Genomic DNA, 17730 nt, shown 5'->3' on the forward strand with positions numbered 1-17730 from the left:
TTCGACCAGGAGAACATGGAGCTGACGGCGCTCCTGGACGGTCACTCCATCACCGGCTTCCGTACCGCCGCCACCTCGGCGCTCGCCGCCGACCTGCTGGCCCCGCCGGCCCTCTGCGCGTCGCGGTGATCGGATCCGGCTTCGAGGCGCAGAACCACGTGCGTGCCCTGGCGGCGACCCGCACGCTGTCGTCCGTGACGGTGTTCAGTCCCACCCCGGCCAGCCGCACGCGGTTCACCCGGAAACTCGCCGATCTCGGGCTGCCGCTCGCCATCGCGGAGAGCGCCGAGGCGGCCGTCGCCGATGCCGACCTGGTGATCTGCGCGGCCGCTCCCGCGACGAGCAGCCCACCCTGCGGGAGGCCGCGGCCGGTGTCACCGATCGTGTCGATCGGGTCCACCCTCCCCCGAGCAGCGCGAACTGGCGACCGAGGTGATCGCCCGCGCCGAGGAAGGCGCGGGCGTCGACCTCGCCGGAAAGGTGGTCCCGCTCGCCGACGTCGTCTCCGGTCGCGCGTCCGGCCGACCGGCGGGCGACCCGGACGCGGTCGTGATCTACAAGTCCGTGGGCTCGGCGGCGCAGGACCTGGCCGTCGCGGCACCTGGATCACCACCGACGCCACCCTCGCCGTGCACAACCCGTCCACCGGCGATCTGCTGGCCGAAGTGCCGATGCTCGACCGCGCGCGGTGCGCCGCGGCGATCGACGCGGCGCACCGCGCGCTGACGGCCTGGCGAGCACGCCCGGCCAAGGAGCGGTCCCGGCTCCTGCGGCGCTGGTTCGACCTGGTCACCGAGTACGCGGGGGACCTCGCCCGGCTGATCGTCCTGGAGGAGGGCAAGCCGTACGCTGAGGCCGTGGGCGAGGTCGCGTACGCGGCGTCGTTCCTGGAGTGGTTCGTCGAGGAGGCCAAGCGCATCCGCGGTGACGTCATGGAGGCGCAGGAGGCCTCGCGCAGGATCGTCGTCCTGAAGGAGCCGGTCGGTGTGTGCGCGGCGATCACCCCGTGGAACTTCCCCGCCGCAATGATCACCCGCAAGGCGGGGCCCGCGCTGGCCGCGGGCTGCACGATGGTCCTCAAGCCCGCCGAGCAGACCCCGCTGACCGCCCTGGCGCTCGCCGAACTCGCCGACCGGGCGGGCATCCCGGCGGGCGTGTTCAACGTGGTCAGCGGTGATCCGCGCGAGATCGGCCCCGAGCTGACGGGCAACCCACTGGCCCGCAAGATCACCTTCACGGGCTCCACCGAGGTCGGCCGGCTGCTACTGGCCCAGGCGGCGCTGATGGTGAAGAAGACCTCGATGGAGCTGGGCGGCAACGCGCCCGTCCTCGTCTTCGACGACGCCGACCTCGACGAGGCGGTCGAGGGCCTGATCGCCACCAAGTACCGCAACACCGGCCAGGCGTGCATCAGCGCCAACCCCGTCTACGTACAGGACGAAATCTACGGCGCGTTCGCGAAGAGGCGCGCCGAGCGGGTCGGCGCCCTCGCCGTCGGCGACACCTTCGACGAGGGCGTCCAGCAGGGCCCGCTCATCGACGAGGGCGCGGTGGCGAAGGTGGAGTCCCACGTCGCCGACGCCGTCGCCCACGGGGCCGTGGTCCTGCACGGCGGCAGGCGCCACGCACGTGGCGGCCTCTTCTACGAGCCGACCGTGCTGACCGGCGCCACCGCCGAGATGGCCGTCACCCGCGAGGAGACCTCCGGCCCGGTGACCCCGTTGGCGCGGTTCACCGACGAGAGCGACGCGGTCCGTATGGCCAACGACACCGAATTCGGCCTCGTCGCCTACCTGTTCGCCAAGGACGCCGAGCGCATCTGACGCGTCGGCGCCGCCCTGGAGGCGGGCATGATCGGCATCAACACCGGCCTGATTTCCAACGAGACCGCCCCCTTCGGCGGGGTCAAGCAGTCCGGCGTCGGCCGCGAGGGCTCGGTCTACGGCCTCGACGAGTTCCTGGAACTCACGTACCTCGCCTGGGAAGGCGCGAAGACCCCCACCTCCGCCCACGAACCCATCTGATCAACATCACAAGGAGCACACCACCATGGCCCGCTACGCCCGCGACGAAGCCCGCGACTGGGCACGCGAGAACCTCGTCGGCGTCGTCAATTGCACGATCCCGTCCTTCACGGCCGACCTGAGGGCGATCAACGAGAAGGCGATCCGCCACGACACCCGCCTCGCCATCGAGCACGGCTTCATGGGCACCCTCGGCGTCTCGGAGGTCTCCATCCAGCTCCCCGAATACCTGGACTTCCTGCGTGTCATCAAGGACGAGGCCGGCGACCGGCTGCTGCTCAGGAGATCTACGACTACACCAAGGCCGTCTGCGACGCGACGAACCTCGGCGTCATGCTCTTCCCGATGTACCTGTGGGGCTTCAGCCCGCGCATCCACCCGTCCGACATCCCCGTACGACTGATCCGACGTCTGCTGGACGACTGCCCCAACATCGTCGCCATCAAGGCCGAGGGCGGCTTCTCCAGCATCCAGAGCGTCATCGAGTGCCACCGTCACTTCGGTGACGAGGTCGCCATCTCCATGCCCATCGAGGGCGAGCTGCTCCCGCTGTCGCAGATCATGCCGCTCCAGTTCTCCGCCACCAGCGACCACGAGTACTACGGCCCGATGATCCCGCGCGCCTTCCAGCCCCTGCGGGAGGGCAAGTACGACGACGCCGCCGAGATCTACTGGCAGCTTCACCCCGCCCGCAAGATCAAGCCGGGGCTCGCCCCTGCCCTGCACGGCGGCGCGTTCATCAACCGCCAGGCATGGAAGTTCCAGGGCTGGCTCCAGGGCTACAACGGCGGCCCCCTCCGCATGCCCACCCAGCGCATTCACGACGCCCAGATGAACGCCCTGCGCAAGGGCCTCATCGACGCTGGCCTCGAACCGAGCATGGACCCGTTCCGCGAGTTCTTCATCGGCCGCAACCCGGCCTGAGGCGCCGGAGGCGGCCGTCCCTCCACCGAGAGCGCAGCGCCCTCGACGCCCTCAGGTCAGACGCGCTCCTCCGCGGGCTGATCCGACTCATGGTGCTCACTGTTTTCGCTCAGCGGAAGCCTGGCGCGCGCAGGCCGTCGGTGGGTCGCCGGCAGAGTCCGCCGTGGCAGTGCCGACCAGCATGCTTGCCGGCGAAGAAGGACCTGTCAGTCATGCGGGTCGGCCTCCGGCTCCCGGGGGGCGATCCCGGTGGTACGGAACCGGCTGCGGTAGCTGCCCGGTGAGACTCCGAGGTTGCGGCGGAAGATCCGTCTCATCGTCTCCGGGGAGCCGAAGCCGGCACGCCGTGCGACGGACTCCTGGCTTTCGTCGCCGGTCACCAGGAGAAGCTTGGCCGCCTCCAGCCGGGTCTGTTCCACGTAGCGGGCCGGCGCCATGCCCACCTCGCCACGGAAAGCGCCTGTTGTGGCGACTTCGCCGGTTGACCTCCGGGTACACCGCGCGCACCCCCTCCCACCAGGGCAGATGACATTTTCGGCAAGCGCAAGGTCGGCAGTTGCCGCACCCGGGTCGGTACAGGTCCGGTTGTGTGTCTGTCAGTCAGCCGTTGTGGCGGGAGCCAGAGGCCGGCAACAGACGGCGCCGGAGCTGTTCAGTCCGGTGATGCAGTACCACCTCTCGGCGTGCGGCCCCCGCGGCGAGCTCGCCGGAGTGTTCAGAGGGTGCCGCCGGGCCGTCCGTCATCCACTTGCGAGTGAGTCCAGGAGCCAGTCTCGTTGTACGCACTGTTCCAGTGCGAAGGAGTCGGCCAAGGCGCGAACGTCGTCGTCGCCGAGGCCGCGGAAGAGTCCGGCGTACTCCTGGACCAGGGGCTGGCCGAGAAGGATGTGCCGCAGGAGGACGTCCATCCACTGGCGGGTGCTGAAGGGCTGGGCGACGAAGTCCGGGAACTCGGTGGTGATGAGTTGTTCGAGCGGCTTGGCCAGTTCGCGGATCTCGCCTTCCGGGGAACCCCAGGCTTCCGCACCCAGGCGGTGCTTCTTCATCATGAACGCGGCGAAGTGCCGCTGATAGGCGCTGTCCGGGGTGATGTGGACGAGTCCTTGCAGGCCCACGTCCTTGTAGGTCCAGATGGACCAGCTCGCCTCGTGCCGCCGGTAGACCTCCAGTTGGTCGGCGAGCAGTTGGGCACACTGCTCGTCTCGTGTGGGGTCGCCGGTGTAGACGGGGCCGAACTCGCCGACCCAGACCGGGGTGTTGGTCTTGCGCATGTACGCGGTGCGGCGCAGGAAGGCTTCCTCGACCTGTTCCTTGTCGATCCAGGCACCGTCGGTTTCACCCGGGTAGCCGTTGCTGCGGGCGAAGCCGGCGCGTGCGTAGTCGTGGCAGGTGTAGACGGCGTTGTCGATGGGGTCGCCGAAGATGTCGAAGTCGGTGGAGTAGTGGTTGCCGTCGAGGAAGAGGATGTGGTGCGGGTCGACCGCGCGGATCGCGCCGGCGAGGCGGTCGTAGAAGGCGGGCAGGACCTGGCCGGAGTCGTCGGCGGGTTCGTTGATGGGGTTATAGCCGGCCACCCAAGGATTGTCCTTGTAGCGGTCGGAGATGACCTCCCACAGGCGCACCACGCGGTCCTGGAAGTGCGGGTGCTGCCAGAAGGACGGCAGGTGCGTGGGGTTGTCGGAGTGCCACTGGTGGTTCTGGTAACCGGGCAGGGAGTGCAGGTCGATGATCGTGTAGATGCCGTGCCGTGCGCACAGCTCGACCACCCGGTCGAGCTGTGCGAAACCCTCCTCGCGGATCTCGAACGGCCGGGCGTCGTCCTCGAAGTGGCGGTAGTTGACCGGCAGGCGCAGGCAGTTGACGCCCTTGGCGGCGAGCAGTGCGGCGTCGGCCTCGTCGAAGAAGGCTGTCAGGAACCGGTCGAAGAACAGCTCGTAGCGGCGTTCGCCGAGCACCTCCCGCACGGCGGAGCGCATCGCGGCCTCGTTGCCCGGATAGCCGGTGATGAAGTTCTCCATGTTCATCCAGCCGCCGAGGCCGGCGCCCCGGAGCCGGACCGGGGTGCCGTCGTGCGTCTCCAGCCGGGTGCCGGAGACTCTCAGCAGCGGGTTCGCGGGAGTAGCGGTGGGACGGAAGAGGCCGGGGGAGAGTGTCGTGGCCAAAATGAACGGATCCTTCGTGACGGGGTGACGGACGGGTGGGACTCGGTGGTGTCGTGCGCTCAGGCCGGGGCGTGCTCGTCGTCGACGCCGACGAGGACCTGTACGTCCCAGGCATCCAGGCGCAGCGCTGTACCGGCGGGTACGGCGGTGCCGTCCAGTACGTCCGACAGTGCCACCGGCGCGGTGACATGCGCGGGCTCCCAGCGCCAGTTGTGAACGACGTGGACGCGGCGTCCGTCGGGGGAGGTGCCGGTGGCGGCCGTGACCGACGGCGGCAGGTCCCGCCAGCCACCGCGTGGGACGGGCGCGAGCCAGTCGGCCAGCGCCCGGGCGAGGTCGCGGCCCGGAACCGTGCCGACGCAGGTGACCCGGCCCGCGCCGTGGCGGCGCGTGGTGACGGCAGGCCAGCGGCCGAAGTGCGGGTGGGCGTACTCGGCCAGGACCTCCGCGTCCAGGGCGGTGAGTCCCTCGATCCAGCGGGTGGCCGTCGCCTGTTCCGGCAGCTGAAGCGGGCTGCCGGGCACCGCGCGCAGCAGGATGTCGGTCGTCAGGTTGCTGAACTCCTCGTAGCTCGCCCCGGCGGCCTCGACGAGGCGCCCGGGTGCCGGTTCCTGGCGGGCCCGGGCCTCGTGGTCGGCGTAGCCGGTGCGCGGGCCGAGGACCAGATGGCCGCCCGCGTGTGCGTAGGCGGCGAACCAGTCCAGGGTCGAGTCGGCGGCCAGGTACAGCGCCGGGACGACGAGGACAGGGTGGTCACGCACCGCCTCTTCGGGGCTGAGGCCGGGGCGTTCTCCGCTGGGGTCGTGCAGCTGGCGGGCGTGCACGATGCGGACCTGGCGGCCCGCCTCGAAGGCGCCGCGGTAGAAGGGGTCGAAGATCCTGTGGTAGGCGTTAGGGTCGGGGCCGCCGTGGCGGTCGGCCAGCGGCGGGTACTTCTGCATCAGCCACTTGCTCGGCGTCGAGTACACCAGGGTGAGGTCCGCGTCCGGTTCGAGACCGGCGACCAACGGGCCAGCTGTCTCGAACTCGGCTCCCAAACGGGCGAGTTCGTGGTAGGCGCGGCCGGGCCTGCCGCTGTGCGGGAGGATGCCACCCACATAGGTCTCGGCCCCGAAGTGCAGGGTGTGCCAGTGCCAGTACTCGATCATCCGCGCCCCGCGCGCGACCAGCGCCCACGCGGCCTGCCGCCACTGGCCGTCGTAGGCGGGGCGATTGTCCCAGGGCGGGCCGATGGTGCCGGCGTTGGTCTCGGTTACCAGGAACGGGGCCTGCCGGGAGGCGTACATCCAGTCCCCGATCCGGGAGACCGACCAGGCGCGCTCGCCGTGCAGCAGGGCGTCCTGCATGCCGTAGTAGGGGTTGCCCGCGGCGATGTCCAGAGTCTCGTTCAGCTCGTGGTCCTCCACCCCCGGGCGGGGATACGAGACGCATGTGGTGACGAACTGCCCCGGGTGGGCGAACTCGCGGACGATACCGGCCTGCCAGGTGATGAACTCGGTGGTCTGGCGGGCCTGGAACTCACGCCAGGCGACGTCGTACTGCGGCTGGGTGTTGCCGTCCGGCTTCCACAGGTCGGCCCAGGTGGCCAGGCGGTGCGACCAGTAGACCAGGCCCCACTCGCGGTTGAGGGTCTCCACGTCGCCGTACTTGTGACGCAGGTGGTCGGTGAAGCGCTGGAAGACGCCGTAGTTGTGGAAGAGCTCCAGTCCGGGCTCGTTGTCCACCTGGAAACCGATCACCGCCGGGTGCCGGGCGTAGCGGTCGAGGATGCGGCGGATCACCCGCTCGGCGTGGAAGAGGAAGGCGGGGTGGGTGTAGTCGACCTCTTGGCGGGCGCCCCAGGGAATGCGCTCGCCGGTGCGCCGTTCGCCCGCGATCTCGGGGTACTGGCGTGCCAGCCACGGCGGAACCGCGTACGTGGGAGTGCCCAGGATGGCGGAGATGCCGCGCTCGTGTGCTCCGTCCAACACCGGTTGCAGCCAGTCGAGGTCGAAGCGGCCGTTGTCCGGCTCCCAGGTCGACCACACCGACTCGCCGACCCGGATGACGGTGAAGTGAGCCTCGGCCATCAGGTCGAGGTCGGTCTTGAGTTGTTCCTCGGCTTGTTCGGTGCCGTAGGGGGGCCGGTACTCGTGGTAGTACGCGGCACCGAAGAGGACGCGGGCGGGCAGGTCCGCCATGAAGTGGGTCTCCTTGCAGCAGAGTTGGTGGAGGGAGCGGCGGTGGGGAGGATCTGCCGCCCCCTCGGATCAGCTGCCGTTGGCCGGCTGGGTGTAGGTGGTCCCGTCGATGGTCGTGGTGAGCGTGCCGACGGCCTGGAAGTCGTTCCTGAGCATTACGGACGGGCCGAGGGTGAAGCCTTCTGGGCCGGTGCGCTTGGTGCCGGTGTGCCGGCCGGACAGCGTCAGGTCCTCGGTCCAGGTGGTGCAGGCGAGGGCCGAAGCGGTACCCGGCGTGCAGCCGAGCGAGGTGTTGGAGACGCGCTCGACCTTTTCGGTGCCGTTGATGATGTTCGTGCCGTCGTCGCTGTAGTTGTTGTAGCCGACGCCGATGCTGAGGGTCTGGGTACCGGCGCTGTTGTTGGTGATCCGTACGGTGGCCGAGCCGCTCTCTTTGCCGCGCAGGGTGTACGTGCCGGTCGGCACCGGTGAAGCGTGCGGCGGGTTTTCGCCCGGCGTGTACGGGACGCCCCAGGTCTTGTCGGAGACCGGTGCGGGAGCAACGGGCGTACTGGGCTTGAGGCCCGGGAAGCGGGCGATCATCAGCCGGCTGTTGCGGGCTCCGGGTTCCCTCGAGTCGGCGCAGCGGTGTGGTGTCGGGTTGGCGCCGCAGGCCAGGTTCTCGGTGTAGACGACGGCCGTGCTGTCGGCGAGCCACGCCGGGTCGGCGGCGGCGTTCCAGTTCCGGTCGGATCCGGCGTTGATCTGGAAGCCACGGCCGGTCTTGGGGTCGACGAGCCAGGGGGAGAAGTAGCGGCGGTTGCCGTTGTTGCGGATCCCTGAGACGTACGGGGCGGTGGACAGCTGGGCGGTGAGCGGTGGGATGCCCGGCATCCCGGAGATGAAGTCGAGGCGTCCGGAGCCGTTGACCTCTTCGGAGAGCAGCCACTTGCCGTCGGGGGACATCGCCATGGGGTCGGTGTAGTGGGCCTGCCGGGTCAGCGGCCGGGAGCTGCCGGTGGCCAGGTCGGTGGCCCAGGCGTCCATGCTGTCGGAGTTCAGGCTCTGGATACCGAGGGTGGCCCGCCCGTCGCTGGTGAAGCCGCGCGGTTCGCCGACCATGCCGGCGTGGTGGAGCCGCAGTTGGTTCCCATCCTCGACGATCAGCGGCTGGTGGGCGGGCGAAAGGTTCCCCAGGATCGAGACGTTGGTGAGGTGGTAGCGCCGGTTCTGCTGGTCGTAGGCGAGCCGGCCGACGTACGGGACGACTGTGAGGGCCTTGAAGTCGACGATGTTCCACACCATGTGCTCCCCGTCGGGGCTCAGCCGCCACTCGCGGCCGTTGTTGATGCCGTCCTCGCCGGGGGTGAACAGCGGCTTGTCGTTCCAGTAGATGGGGGTGATGCGGGTGCGGGCTGGGGTGCAGCGTGGGTCGGTGACCGCGTAGTCGGCGCCGTCGGTGCCGCATTCCAGGATGCCGTTGCCCACCAAAACGCGCTTGCGGTCGGGCAGCTCGTTCGCGGGCGGGTAGACGAACTGGCTGGTTTCGATGTCGGATCCGAACGACACCCCGCAGGTGAGGCACTTCCATGCCTCGCCGTTCGGGAAGGTGGTGCCGTCGGTGCGGAGCACCAACACCTGTGGGCCGCTGTAGATGCTCGCGGGGCCGGTCTCCGGTGCTCCGGCGTAGGTGATTCCCAGGAACACGTACTTCGGGTCCTTGGCGGGGCCGGGTGTTCCGATGCCGCCCCAGTCGGCCGAGACGCAGCCGGTGGGGTGGGCGCACACTCCGTCCGGCGGGACGGTCGGCGGCACCGGCAGTTCCTTGATGTCGACCTGCGGTTGATGCGCGGGTGCCCCGTCTGCGGCCGTGGACGTCCGGGCGGCCGCCTGGACCTGGGTGGTGGACAGGGTGGCGGCGAGCATCAACGCCGCTGCGGCCGTGGTGGCTCTCACGAGGGTGGAACGCATCCTGCGAACTCGCATGATCATTGCAGCTTCCTCACTGGTCGTTGCCTGGTCATTTGAGCGCTCCCGCCGAAAGCCCGCTGATGATGTGCCGCTGCGCGATCGCGTAGAAGACGACGATCGGCAGCACCGCGATGAGCGAGGCGGCGAGCAGGATCTGCTGTTGCGGGGACTCCGCGGAGACGAAGTTGGTGAGCCCGCGCTGCACCGGCATCAGCGAGCTGTCGTTGAACAGCACCAGGCCCATGAGGTACTCGTTCCAGACCTGCATCGCCTGGATGACGGCCACCGCGACCAGACCCGGCCGGGCCAGCGGCAGGATGATCCGCCAGAAGGTGCCGAGCAGGGAGGCACCATCGATGGCGGCGGCCTCCTCCAGCTCCTTGGGCTGGCCGGCGAAGAACCCGCGCATGATCAGGATGGAGATCGGTAGTCCGCCGGCGATGAGCACGAGGATGTAGCCGATCCGGGTGTTGGCGAGCCCGAGTGTGATCAGCAGCTTGTACTGGGCGATGAACGAGGCCGGCAGCGGGATGATCATGATGACGAGGATGGCGGCCACGACGGCACCTCGTCCGGGGAACTCGATGCGCGCCAGTGCGTACCCGGCCAGGCTCGCGATGATCAGGATTCCGAGCACCGCGGCCGAGGTGTAGAGGAGGCTGTTGGGCAGGTACTCACTGAAGCCGCCCTCGCTCCACGCTGTGGCGAAGTTGCCCCACTCGAAGGGGTGGGGAATGAAGTCGGTCCCCTTGTACAGCTGCTCGGAGCTTTGCAGGGATCCGCTCAGCACCCACAGCACCGGCACCAGCGCTTCCAGCGCCCCCGCGATCAGCAGGGCATACAGGGCCATGCGGGGTCCGCGCAGGCGGCTGCCACGGCGTGGTGTGCTCGGCGTCGGCCGCGTCGTCGCCTTGGATTCCCGCGCCGGGTCAAGAAGCGCATTTACCGTCAACGTGCCTTCTCCGTCCGGGTGTCGGTGCTTCCGCCGAGCCTGCGGGAGACCCACAGCTGGACACAGGCGAGGACGACCAGGCACACCCCGAAGATGACGGACATCGCGGCGGCGCGGCCGTACTCGTTGAACTGGAAGGCCTGTTGGTAGATGTTCAGTGTGGGGACCTCGGTATGACCGGCGGGACCGCCGTTGGTCAGTACTTGGACGGTGCCGAAAATCTGGAGGCCGCTCAGCAAGGTCAGCACGCTGACGATGCCCGTGACGTGGGACATCCCGGGCCAGGTGACGTGGCGGAACTGGGCCCAGCCCTGTGCCCCGTCCAGCGACGCGGCCTCGTACAGCTCGTGGGGCACGTCCTGCCGGCCGGCGAGGAAGAGGATGAAGCCGAAGCCCCAGTGATACCAGACGAACACGACGGCAACCGCGATCAGGGCCGTGTTGGGATCACCCAGCCAGTTGTGCTGAAGGCCGTCGAGGCCGAGTGTCTTCAGCGCCTGATTGATGATCCCGATCTTCGGGTCGAGGAACCACGAGAACATCACGCCCACCACCACCGTGGAGAAAACCCCGGGCAGGTAGTAGACGGTGCGGAAGAACGCCCTCCCGCGGCGGGCGCGGTGCACGGCCAGCGCCATGACCATCGACACCGCGTTGGCGACGATCAGACCGACGACGCCGAAGACGGCGGCGTTCTTCATCGAGCCCCAGAACTCGCTGTCGTGCATCACCTGGCGGTAGTTGGCGAGCCCGACGAACGGCGTGTCCAGGCTCACCCCGTCCCAGGACTGGAAGCTCAGCAGAATGCCCTGGACGAAAGGGACCAGCGTGAACATGCCGATCATGACCAGCGCGGGCGCCAGGAAGACATAGGCGGCCAGCACCCGACTGCGGCGCCTCACTATGCGCTCCGCTGCGCCGCGTCGAGATCGCCGAGGACCTCATCGACCGTGCGCTCCTTGAGCACGATGGCCTGAGCGCCCTTCTGCAGGGCGGTGGTGACCTGCAATCGCATCTGGTTCGGGACGAGCTGGATGTCGGAGGTTTTCGCGGCGATACCGGCCAGCTGCTGGGGGATGTGCTTCTCGGACACGGCGCGCGCGGAGGGGATGAGCGGGACCTTCTCGGCGAAGACCTGCTGCTGGCCCGGCTCGGTGAGCCACTGGAGGAACTTAAGTGCCTTGGCGGCGTGTCTGCTCCGGGGATTGACCGAGGCGCCCTTGGCGGCACCGCCCACCATGCGTGGCGTCTGCGTGCCGTCATCGGCCTTGGGCAGCGGGAAGGAGCGGAAGTCGGTGAAGTCCGGGGCGGTCACGCGGGCCACACCGACGGCCGAGGTGCCGTCGAAGATGGCCGCCACGCCCTGGGTGTTGAAGAAGGCCTTCTCCACGTTCGGGTTGTCGCTGTTGCCGGACGGAAGCGCGTCCGTGGAGATCACACCGGCGTCCCGCAGCTCGACCAGGATCTGCAGACTCTTGCGCCAGCCGTCGCTCTTCCAGCTGGATTTGCCGATGAAGGTGGCGTTGAGCTGCTCGTCGGTCATGTAGTTGGAGGCGTACGACTGGATCAGCTGGTTGGAGAGGCTGGCTGCGAACCAGAAGGGGTCCGAGCCGGACTTCTTGATCTTCACCAGCTGATCGATGAACTCGCTCATGGTGGCGGGCGACCGGTCCGGGTCCAGCCCCGCGGCCTTGTACTTCGCGGCGTTGACGAAGATCCCCATGGCCGGAATCTCCCAGTGGGCGCTGTACATGCCCGGCTTCACGCCGTGCGGATTGTCCGCCGCGAACGTCGAGGTCTTGAGCGCGGCCGACAGGAAGGTGTCGTCCCAGCCGGACTTCATCCGGCTGGTCAGATCCATGGCCCAACCGGCCTTGTAGAAGGGCGCCATGGACTGGGCGTCGACCGCCGAGTAGATGTCCGGCATGTTGCGGGCCTGGGAGCTCGACTGGAGCTTGGTCAGGAAGTCGGCGGGTCCGACGTCGTCGATTCTGATCTTGACGCCGGTCTGCTGTGTGTACTTCTTCGCCAGCTGAGTGAGGGCCGCCGCCTGGCCTCGGGACTGGTTCATGAAGACGATCTCGGAGCCGCCTGACGAGCTGCTCCCGTCCGACCCGCAGGCGGCCAGCGTGGTGGCGGCCAGTCCGCCGCCGACGGCGCCGAGGAAGCCGCGCCGGGACAGGAATGTGGCGGCGGCCGGCGAAGCCGCCTCCGCGGTGTGGTCTCGCGTCATCGCGAGTCCTCCTCCATGGGTCGGTGACGATGCTGTCGGGAGCGCCGGGGGCCGGAGGGAAGCAGGCCGAGGTGGCGTGGGAGGGCGGCCGGGACTCGACGACGTCCTAGGCGGCGCACCGAAAATGTATGGCGTAAGTGAGCGAAACTGATTTCTCCACGAACTGCTGACGGTGAACGTTAGGTAGGCCTATGACCGTCGTCAACCCTCTGAGCGTCGCGTATTTCGGCAGTGTTTTTCCGTGAGTTGACTCGATAGGTCACCGAAAAATATTTCGGTGCTACTGTGCTCCCGCGAAGAAGTACTCTGTCCGGCACGCTCGTCAAAGGGGGAGTTATGGCATCCGCTTCCAGTCGCGTGACATTGGCGCAGATCGCCGAGCACGCCGGCGTCTCGGTGGCCACCGTGTCCAAGGTCATCAACGGGCGTCCCGACGTGGCCCAGCAGACCCGCGACCTGGTGCTGGACCTGATGCGCCAGTACAACTACGGCGGGAACCGCGACGATCTGCGCGCGCACCCCACCGTGGAGCTGTTCTTCGGGTTCGAGCGGCTCAGCATCTACCACACCGAGATCATCCAGAGCGTGGTGGACGCCGGGGCCCGTGAGGGTGTCGCGGTGGTGGTCAGCAGGCGCGGCGATCACGATCCGGCGGCCGATCCCGCCGCCTGGGCCCGCGGTCTTGCCGCCGCCGGCCGGCGCGCGGTCATCACGGTCACAGCGAACACCTTGTCGCCCCCGCTCCTCGAAGCCCTGAACCGGGTCCGGCTGCCGGTGGTGCTGCTCGACCCAGAGTCACTGCCCGACGGCTCGGTCGTCAGCGTCGGCGCGACCAACTTCGCCGGCGGCCACGCCGCCGCCACTCATCTGCTGTCCCTCGGCCACCGACGGATCGCCTACCTCGGCGGCACGGAGCATGCCTGGTCCAACCAGGCCCGGCTGCACGGGTTCCGCAGCGCCATGGAGGCGGCCGGCGCGCCGGTGCCGGGCGACCTGATCCGCCATGCCGGCACCTTCCATGCCGCCGAGGGCGTCGAGTACGGCGGGCGGCTGCTGACTGTGGACCCCGCGCCCACCGCGGTGTTCGCCGCCTCCGACGAACTGGCCGCCGGGGTCATCAACGCCGCTAGGCTGCGCGGTCTGCGCGTGCCGGATGATCTGAGTGTCGTCGGCTTCGACAACACCCCGCTGGCCGAGGTGGTCTCGCCCCCGCTGACCACCATCCACGGTCCCGTCCCGGAGATGGGGACCGTGGCTCTGCGTACTGCCCTTCGTCTGGCGGCTGCGGAGGACATCGACTCCCACCACGTCGAGCTGGCCACCCGCCTGGTGGTCCGTGCCTCGACTCGGGCGGTCCCCTCCGCGACCCACCGCGACGGCCCCGAGCCGGTCCCGAGCGACGCCACGCTCTGAACCGATCGGCCCCCCATCCTGGAAATGGAGGCGATGGCACCGATGGCCACGCCGGCTCCGTACGACCTCACGATCGACTTCGGCGGCGACCTCTTCCCTGTCTCCGGCAGCCACCCCCGCCTGTCGTGGAAGCCCCCCACCGACATGCCGGCCCACGCCGCCCACGAACTGCAGATCCACGTCGAGGGCCGGCCACCGCTGACGACCCCCGGCCACGGCCACCTGTACGTCGACTGGCCGGCCCCGCCGCTGCACAGCGGCGAGCGCGTCCGCTGGCGCGTCCGGTCCCGTATCGAGGCGCAGATCTCCCAGTGGAGCACCTGGCACGACTTCGAAGCCGGGCTGCTCGACGAAGACTGGACGGCGCACTGGATCACCCCCGCAGACGATCCGCAGGACACGCGCCTGACCCCCGGCACCCGCCCCGCGCACGTCCTGCGCGCCACCTTCACCACCACCGGGACGGTCCGCGCCCGCCTGTACTCGACGGCCCTCGGCGTGTACGAGGCGTTCGTCAACGGCGAGCGTGCGGGTACCGTCGAACTCGCGCCGGGCTCGACATCGTACGACCGTACCCTGTACGCCCAGGCCGCCGACGTCACCCCGTCCGTCCGCCCCGGCACCAACACCGTCGAGATCGTGCTGTCCGACGGCTGGTACCGCGGTCAGGTCGGCGCCTTCCGTAAACCGGCCGGCTGGGGCGAACTCCTCGCCGCCCGACTGGAGCTGCATCTCGAACTCGCCGACGGCACGCGTCAGGTCATACGCACCGACGAGCACTGGACCTCGGCCCCCAGCATCATCACCCGGGCCGCCCTGATGGACGGCCAGATCACCGACTTCCTCGCGGCCAGTGGCCCCGAGCGGCCCGTCCTCGTCGACGCCGTCACTGCGCCCCCGATCGACTGGTCCCCGGCCCCGCCCGTGCGACGGATCGAGGACCGCCCCGCCGTCTCGCTCACCCGGCTGCCGGGCGGCGCCTGGATCGCCGACTTCGGCCAGAACGCCTCCGGCTGGATCGCCCTCACCGACCTCGGCCCGGCCGGCACCCACACCGTGATCGACTACGGCGAACACCTCGACCCCGCCACCGGCGATCTGACCACCTCCCACCTCGACATTCAGCGCCCGGGCGACCCGGTGACCGTCTTCGTCCAGCACGACGAGACCATCTCCTCCGGCGCCGCCGGCGAAATCTTCGAACCCCGCCACACCGTGCACGGATTCCGCTACGTCCGCCTGGAGCGCGGCGAGACCCCGCTGGACGCATCGAACCTCACCATGCGCGTCGTCCACACCGACCTGCGGCCGACCGGCACCTTCACCTGTTCCCACCAGGACCTCAACCATCTGCACGAGGTCGCGCGCTGGAGCTTCCGCGGCAACGCCGTCGACGTACCCACCGACTGCCCCACCCGCGAGCGCATCGGCTGGACCGGCGACTATCAGGTCTTCCTCCCCAGCGCCGCGCGCCTCTACGACGTGTCCGGGTTCAGCCGCAAGTGGCTTCGCTCGGTCCGCGACGACCAGCTCGACGACGGACGCATCGCCAACTTCTCCCCGGACGGACGGCGCATCAAGCTCCGCGGCGATCGGCGCCTCGACATGATGACGGGCTCCGCCGGCTGGGGCGACGCCATCGTGCTGGTGCCCTGGGAGCTGTACAAGACCTACGGAGACCGCCGGGAGCTCGCCGAGAACTGGGATGCGATGGTCCGCTGGGTCGAGTGGTCGCTGGCCACCGCCCGCACCGCCCGCCACCCCTCCCGGGTGGCCCGCTCGGCCGAGCCCCTGCCGCACGAGGAGTTCATCTGGGACGGCTCCTTCCACTGGGGCGAGTGGTCCGAGCCGAAATCTCGCGCCGAGGACGGCTCGCTCCTCGAACCGGCACAGGGCGACCCCGACGCCTGGATGAAGTCCGACAAGGGCGAGGTCGGCACCGCGTTCCTGTACCGCTCGACCGCCACCCTCGCCAGGATCGCCCGTGTGCTGGGCCGCGAGGCCGAGGCCGCCCGCTACACCCGGCTGGCCGAGCGGATCAAGGAGGCGTGGCGGACGGAGTTCCTCGACGACACCGGCCGCACCACCGTCGACACTCAGGCGAGTTACGTCCGCGCCCTCGCCTACGGCCTGGCGCCCGAGAAACTGCGCGACGCCGTCGCCGCGCGCCTTGTCGAACTGATCCGCGGGGCCGGAACGCACCTGGGCACAGGGTTCCTCTCCACCGCCGACCTGCTGCCCGTCCTGGCCGACACTGGCCACACCGACCTCGCCTACCGAGTGCTGCTCCAGCGCACCTCGCCCTCCTGGCTCGGCATGCTCGATCGCGGCGCCACCACGATCTGGGAGGACTGGGACGGCGTCGACGAGAACGGCGTCGCCCACGACTCGCTCAACCACTACAGCAAGGGCGCCGTCATCCGCTTCCTGCACACCTACACCCTCGGACTGCGGCAGGCAGAGAACTCGGTGGCCTGGGAACGGTTCGTCGTCGCGCCCGTACCCCATGCCTCGGTCGACTGGGCGCGCGGCACGTTCGACAGCCCCCGCGGCAGCATCGCGGTCGAGTGGCACGCCGAGGGCGACGCGCTGTACATCACCGTCGACGTGCCGCCTACCTGCACAGCCACTGTCGTCCTCCCTGACGGGAAGGAACTGACAGTGGGCCCGGGGCGGTTCCAGTCTTCGACGGTCACGAACTGACGCGAGTGCCAGGGGTACTCGATCTCGTCCAGGATCGCGAGCGCCGTGAGAGATCTGGCTGGTGTCGAAGTACCGAGACGACAACGACCGGGAATGGGGCAACGATCTGACCGCCGGTGCACCTCACTTCGTGGAGACTCTTGAGCTGCTGCACATCGTCCGGTAGATCCGCTGGGACGAGCCTTTGAAGCTGGACCTCTTCTCCTACCAGGAGGACTCGGGGGCACCGTCCGTGAATCCGTCGTACTCTGCGGGGCCCTGGAGGACAAGGCAGCCTGCCTGCCCTGGCCGAGCTGCGCGGCGCTCAGTCCGCGCATGACGCCATGGCCATCCAGCGCCTCGTCCGGGCGGCACTGCAAGGCTGAAACGACCTCACCAGCAGGTTGTGCCAGCCCAACCACTCTTTGTTCCGTGTCCCTTCACGATCCGCAGGAGCCAGCATTGCGGATGCCGAAAATTACGTCCAGCCTGGTGAGAAGCGTGTTTCTATCTGGTGAGCTTCCAGCGCGTGTGGCGGAGAGTTTGAGCCTGCGCCCAGAGGACGATCTCACGGCGAATCGGCCAGGCATGGATGTGAGTGCGACGCTCAACAAGATCGCCCCGGGGAATGTGGATCGCTTAGTGGCGATGCTGTTGGGGCGGCGGTCCGAGGCGTAGGACTGGCGGAAGGACTTGGAGGGGGCAGAGGGTCGGTGCGGAGCTGGAGCGGCTCACCTTCAGGGGCTGGCGGGTGCAGCTGTGTGCTCCGGATGTGGGCGCAGGGGATGGGGGTCAAGGGGGCGCTGGGTGAACTGGCGGTCGGGGCGGTGAAGTAGGGCAGTGTGAGGCGTGTCCGGGGCCTGTTCGGGTGGTCGCGGTGTGGTCGCAGCCAGTCTGGCCAGTGCGGATGACTACCGGCAGCCGGATCGGCTTGGGCGAGTGCGGTGTCGATGGCGTCTACGGCGTCGTGGGCGGCATGCGGGGTGAGGTGGCTGTAGAGGTTCGCGGTGGTGGAGAGGGTGGAGTGCCGCAGGGTTTTGAGACGATGGTGAGCGGGGTGCCCGCGGTGATGGACAGGGTGGCGGCGAGGTGTCGCAGGTCGTGCAGGGTGATGCGGGGGGGTGCCTCTATGTCTTTCGTCAAGCGAGGCGTGGGGTTCGGGGTTCGTAGAAGGTGCCGTCGCGGAGCATGGCGAACAGCACGCTGATGC

11 protein-coding genes and 1 pseudogene are annotated in these 17730 nt (G+C 69.0%); 5 read left to right on the forward strand and 7 right to left on the reverse strand.

Going from position 1 to position 17730, the window contains the following annotated elements; genetic code table 11:
• Positions 1-158: 158 nt before the first annotated feature.
• From ACFZCY_RS41545 to ACFZCY_RS41555, 3 genes and pseudogenes are all read left to right on the forward strand, one after another.
• Positions 159-2024 (forward strand): annotated as a pseudogene (locus tag ACFZCY_RS41545) (succinate-semialdehyde dehydrogenase).
• Between the two features lie 25 nt (positions 2025-2049).
• Positions 2050-2427 carry a hypothetical protein gene (locus ACFZCY_RS41550; protein WP_391185993.1) on the forward strand — a complete coding sequence of 126 codons (378 nt, stop codon included), beginning with the start codon at positions 2050-2052 and terminating at the stop codon, positions 2425-2427.
• Positions 2358-2948 (forward strand): hypothetical protein, encoded by a 591-nt coding sequence (locus tag ACFZCY_RS41555; protein WP_391185996.1) that lies wholly within the window; start codon positions 2358-2360, stop codon positions 2946-2948. The genes ACFZCY_RS41550 and ACFZCY_RS41555 overlap by 70 nt, the downstream gene beginning before the upstream one ends.
• Positions 2949-3154: 206 nt before the next feature.
• Here ACFZCY_RS41555 and ACFZCY_RS41560 read toward each other — a convergent pair whose 3' ends face one another.
• The 7 genes from ACFZCY_RS41560 to ACFZCY_RS41590 form a co-directional block, all read right to left on the reverse strand.
• A complete protein-coding gene (locus tag ACFZCY_RS41560) occupies positions 3155-3475 on the reverse strand; it encodes a helix-turn-helix domain-containing protein (RefSeq protein WP_391186025.1) in 321 nt (106 codons plus the stop codon).
• A 213-nt stretch (positions 3476-3688) separates the two neighbouring features.
• Complete coding sequence (locus tag ACFZCY_RS41565) at positions 3689-5110, reverse strand: cellulase family glycosylhydrolase (protein ID WP_391185998.1); 1422 nt, start codon at positions 5108-5110, stop codon at positions 3689-3691.
• Positions 5111-5169: 59 nt separating this feature from the next.
• Complete coding sequence (locus ACFZCY_RS41570; RefSeq protein ID WP_391186001.1) at positions 5170-7290, reverse strand: beta-galactosidase; 2121 nt, start codon at positions 7288-7290, stop codon at positions 5170-5172.
• 69 nt (positions 7291-7359) lie between these two features.
• Complete coding sequence (locus ACFZCY_RS41575) at positions 7360-9225, reverse strand: hypothetical protein (RefSeq protein ID WP_391186004.1); 1866 nt, start codon at positions 9223-9225, stop codon at positions 7360-7362.
• A 64-nt stretch (positions 9226-9289) separates the two neighbouring features.
• Complete coding sequence (locus ACFZCY_RS41580; protein ID WP_391186006.1) at positions 9290-10090, reverse strand: ABC transporter permease subunit; 801 nt, start codon at positions 10088-10090, stop codon at positions 9290-9292.
• 98 nt (positions 10091-10188) lie between these two features.
• Positions 10189-11094 (reverse strand): ABC transporter permease subunit, encoded by a 906-nt coding sequence (locus ACFZCY_RS41585; protein ID WP_391186009.1) that lies wholly within the window; start codon positions 11092-11094, stop codon positions 10189-10191.
• On the reverse strand, positions 11094-12425 hold the full coding sequence (locus tag ACFZCY_RS41590) for an extracellular solute-binding protein (protein WP_391186012.1): 1332 nt from the start codon (positions 12423-12425) through the stop codon (positions 11094-11096). Before ACFZCY_RS41590 ends, ACFZCY_RS41585 begins: the two co-directional genes overlap by 1 nt.
• A 357-nt stretch (positions 12426-12782) precedes the next feature.
• On the opposite strand from ACFZCY_RS41590, the gene ACFZCY_RS41595 reads away from it, so the two are divergent.
• Positions 12783-13838 (forward strand): substrate-binding domain-containing protein, encoded by a 1056-nt coding sequence (locus ACFZCY_RS41595; RefSeq protein WP_391186015.1) that lies wholly within the window; start codon positions 12783-12785, stop codon positions 13836-13838.
• Between the two features lie 42 nt (positions 13839-13880).
• The gene (locus tag ACFZCY_RS41600; RefSeq protein ID WP_391186018.1) at positions 13881-16541 is read left to right on the forward strand and encodes a family 78 glycoside hydrolase catalytic domain; all 2661 of its coding nucleotides are present in this window, start codon (positions 13881-13883) and stop codon (positions 16539-16541) included.
• Positions 16542-17730: the final 1189 nt, after the last annotated feature.

This window comes from Streptomyces sp. NPDC007983, from assembly GCF_042958345.1.
GTDB lineage: Bacteria > Actinomycetota > Actinomycetes > Streptomycetales > Streptomycetaceae > Streptomyces.

Excerpts from the sequence above, each read along its gene's own strand:
- ACFZCY_RS41550 (WP_391185993.1), top strand. The coding sequence starts at position 2,050 with ATGGCCCGCTACGCCCGCGACGAAGCCCGCGACTGGGCACGCGAGAAC.
- ACFZCY_RS41555 (WP_391185996.1), top strand. The coding sequence starts at position 2,358 with ATGCTCTTCCCGATGTACCTGTGGGGCTTCAGCCCGCGCATCCACCCG.
- ACFZCY_RS41570 (WP_391186001.1), bottom strand. The coding sequence starts at position 7,290 with ATGGCGGACCTGCCCGCCCGCGTCCTCTTCGGTGCCGCGTACTACCAC.
- ACFZCY_RS41580 (WP_391186006.1), bottom strand. The coding sequence starts at position 10,090 with ATGGCCCTGTATGCCCTGCTGATCGCGGGGGCGCTGGAAGCGCTGGTG.
- ACFZCY_RS41590 (WP_391186012.1), bottom strand. The coding sequence starts at position 12,425 with ATGACGCGAGACCACACCGCGGAGGCGGCTTCGCCGGCCGCCGCCACA.
- ACFZCY_RS41600 (WP_391186018.1), top strand. The coding sequence starts at position 13,881 with ATGGCCACGCCGGCTCCGTACGACCTCACGATCGACTTCGGCGGCGAC.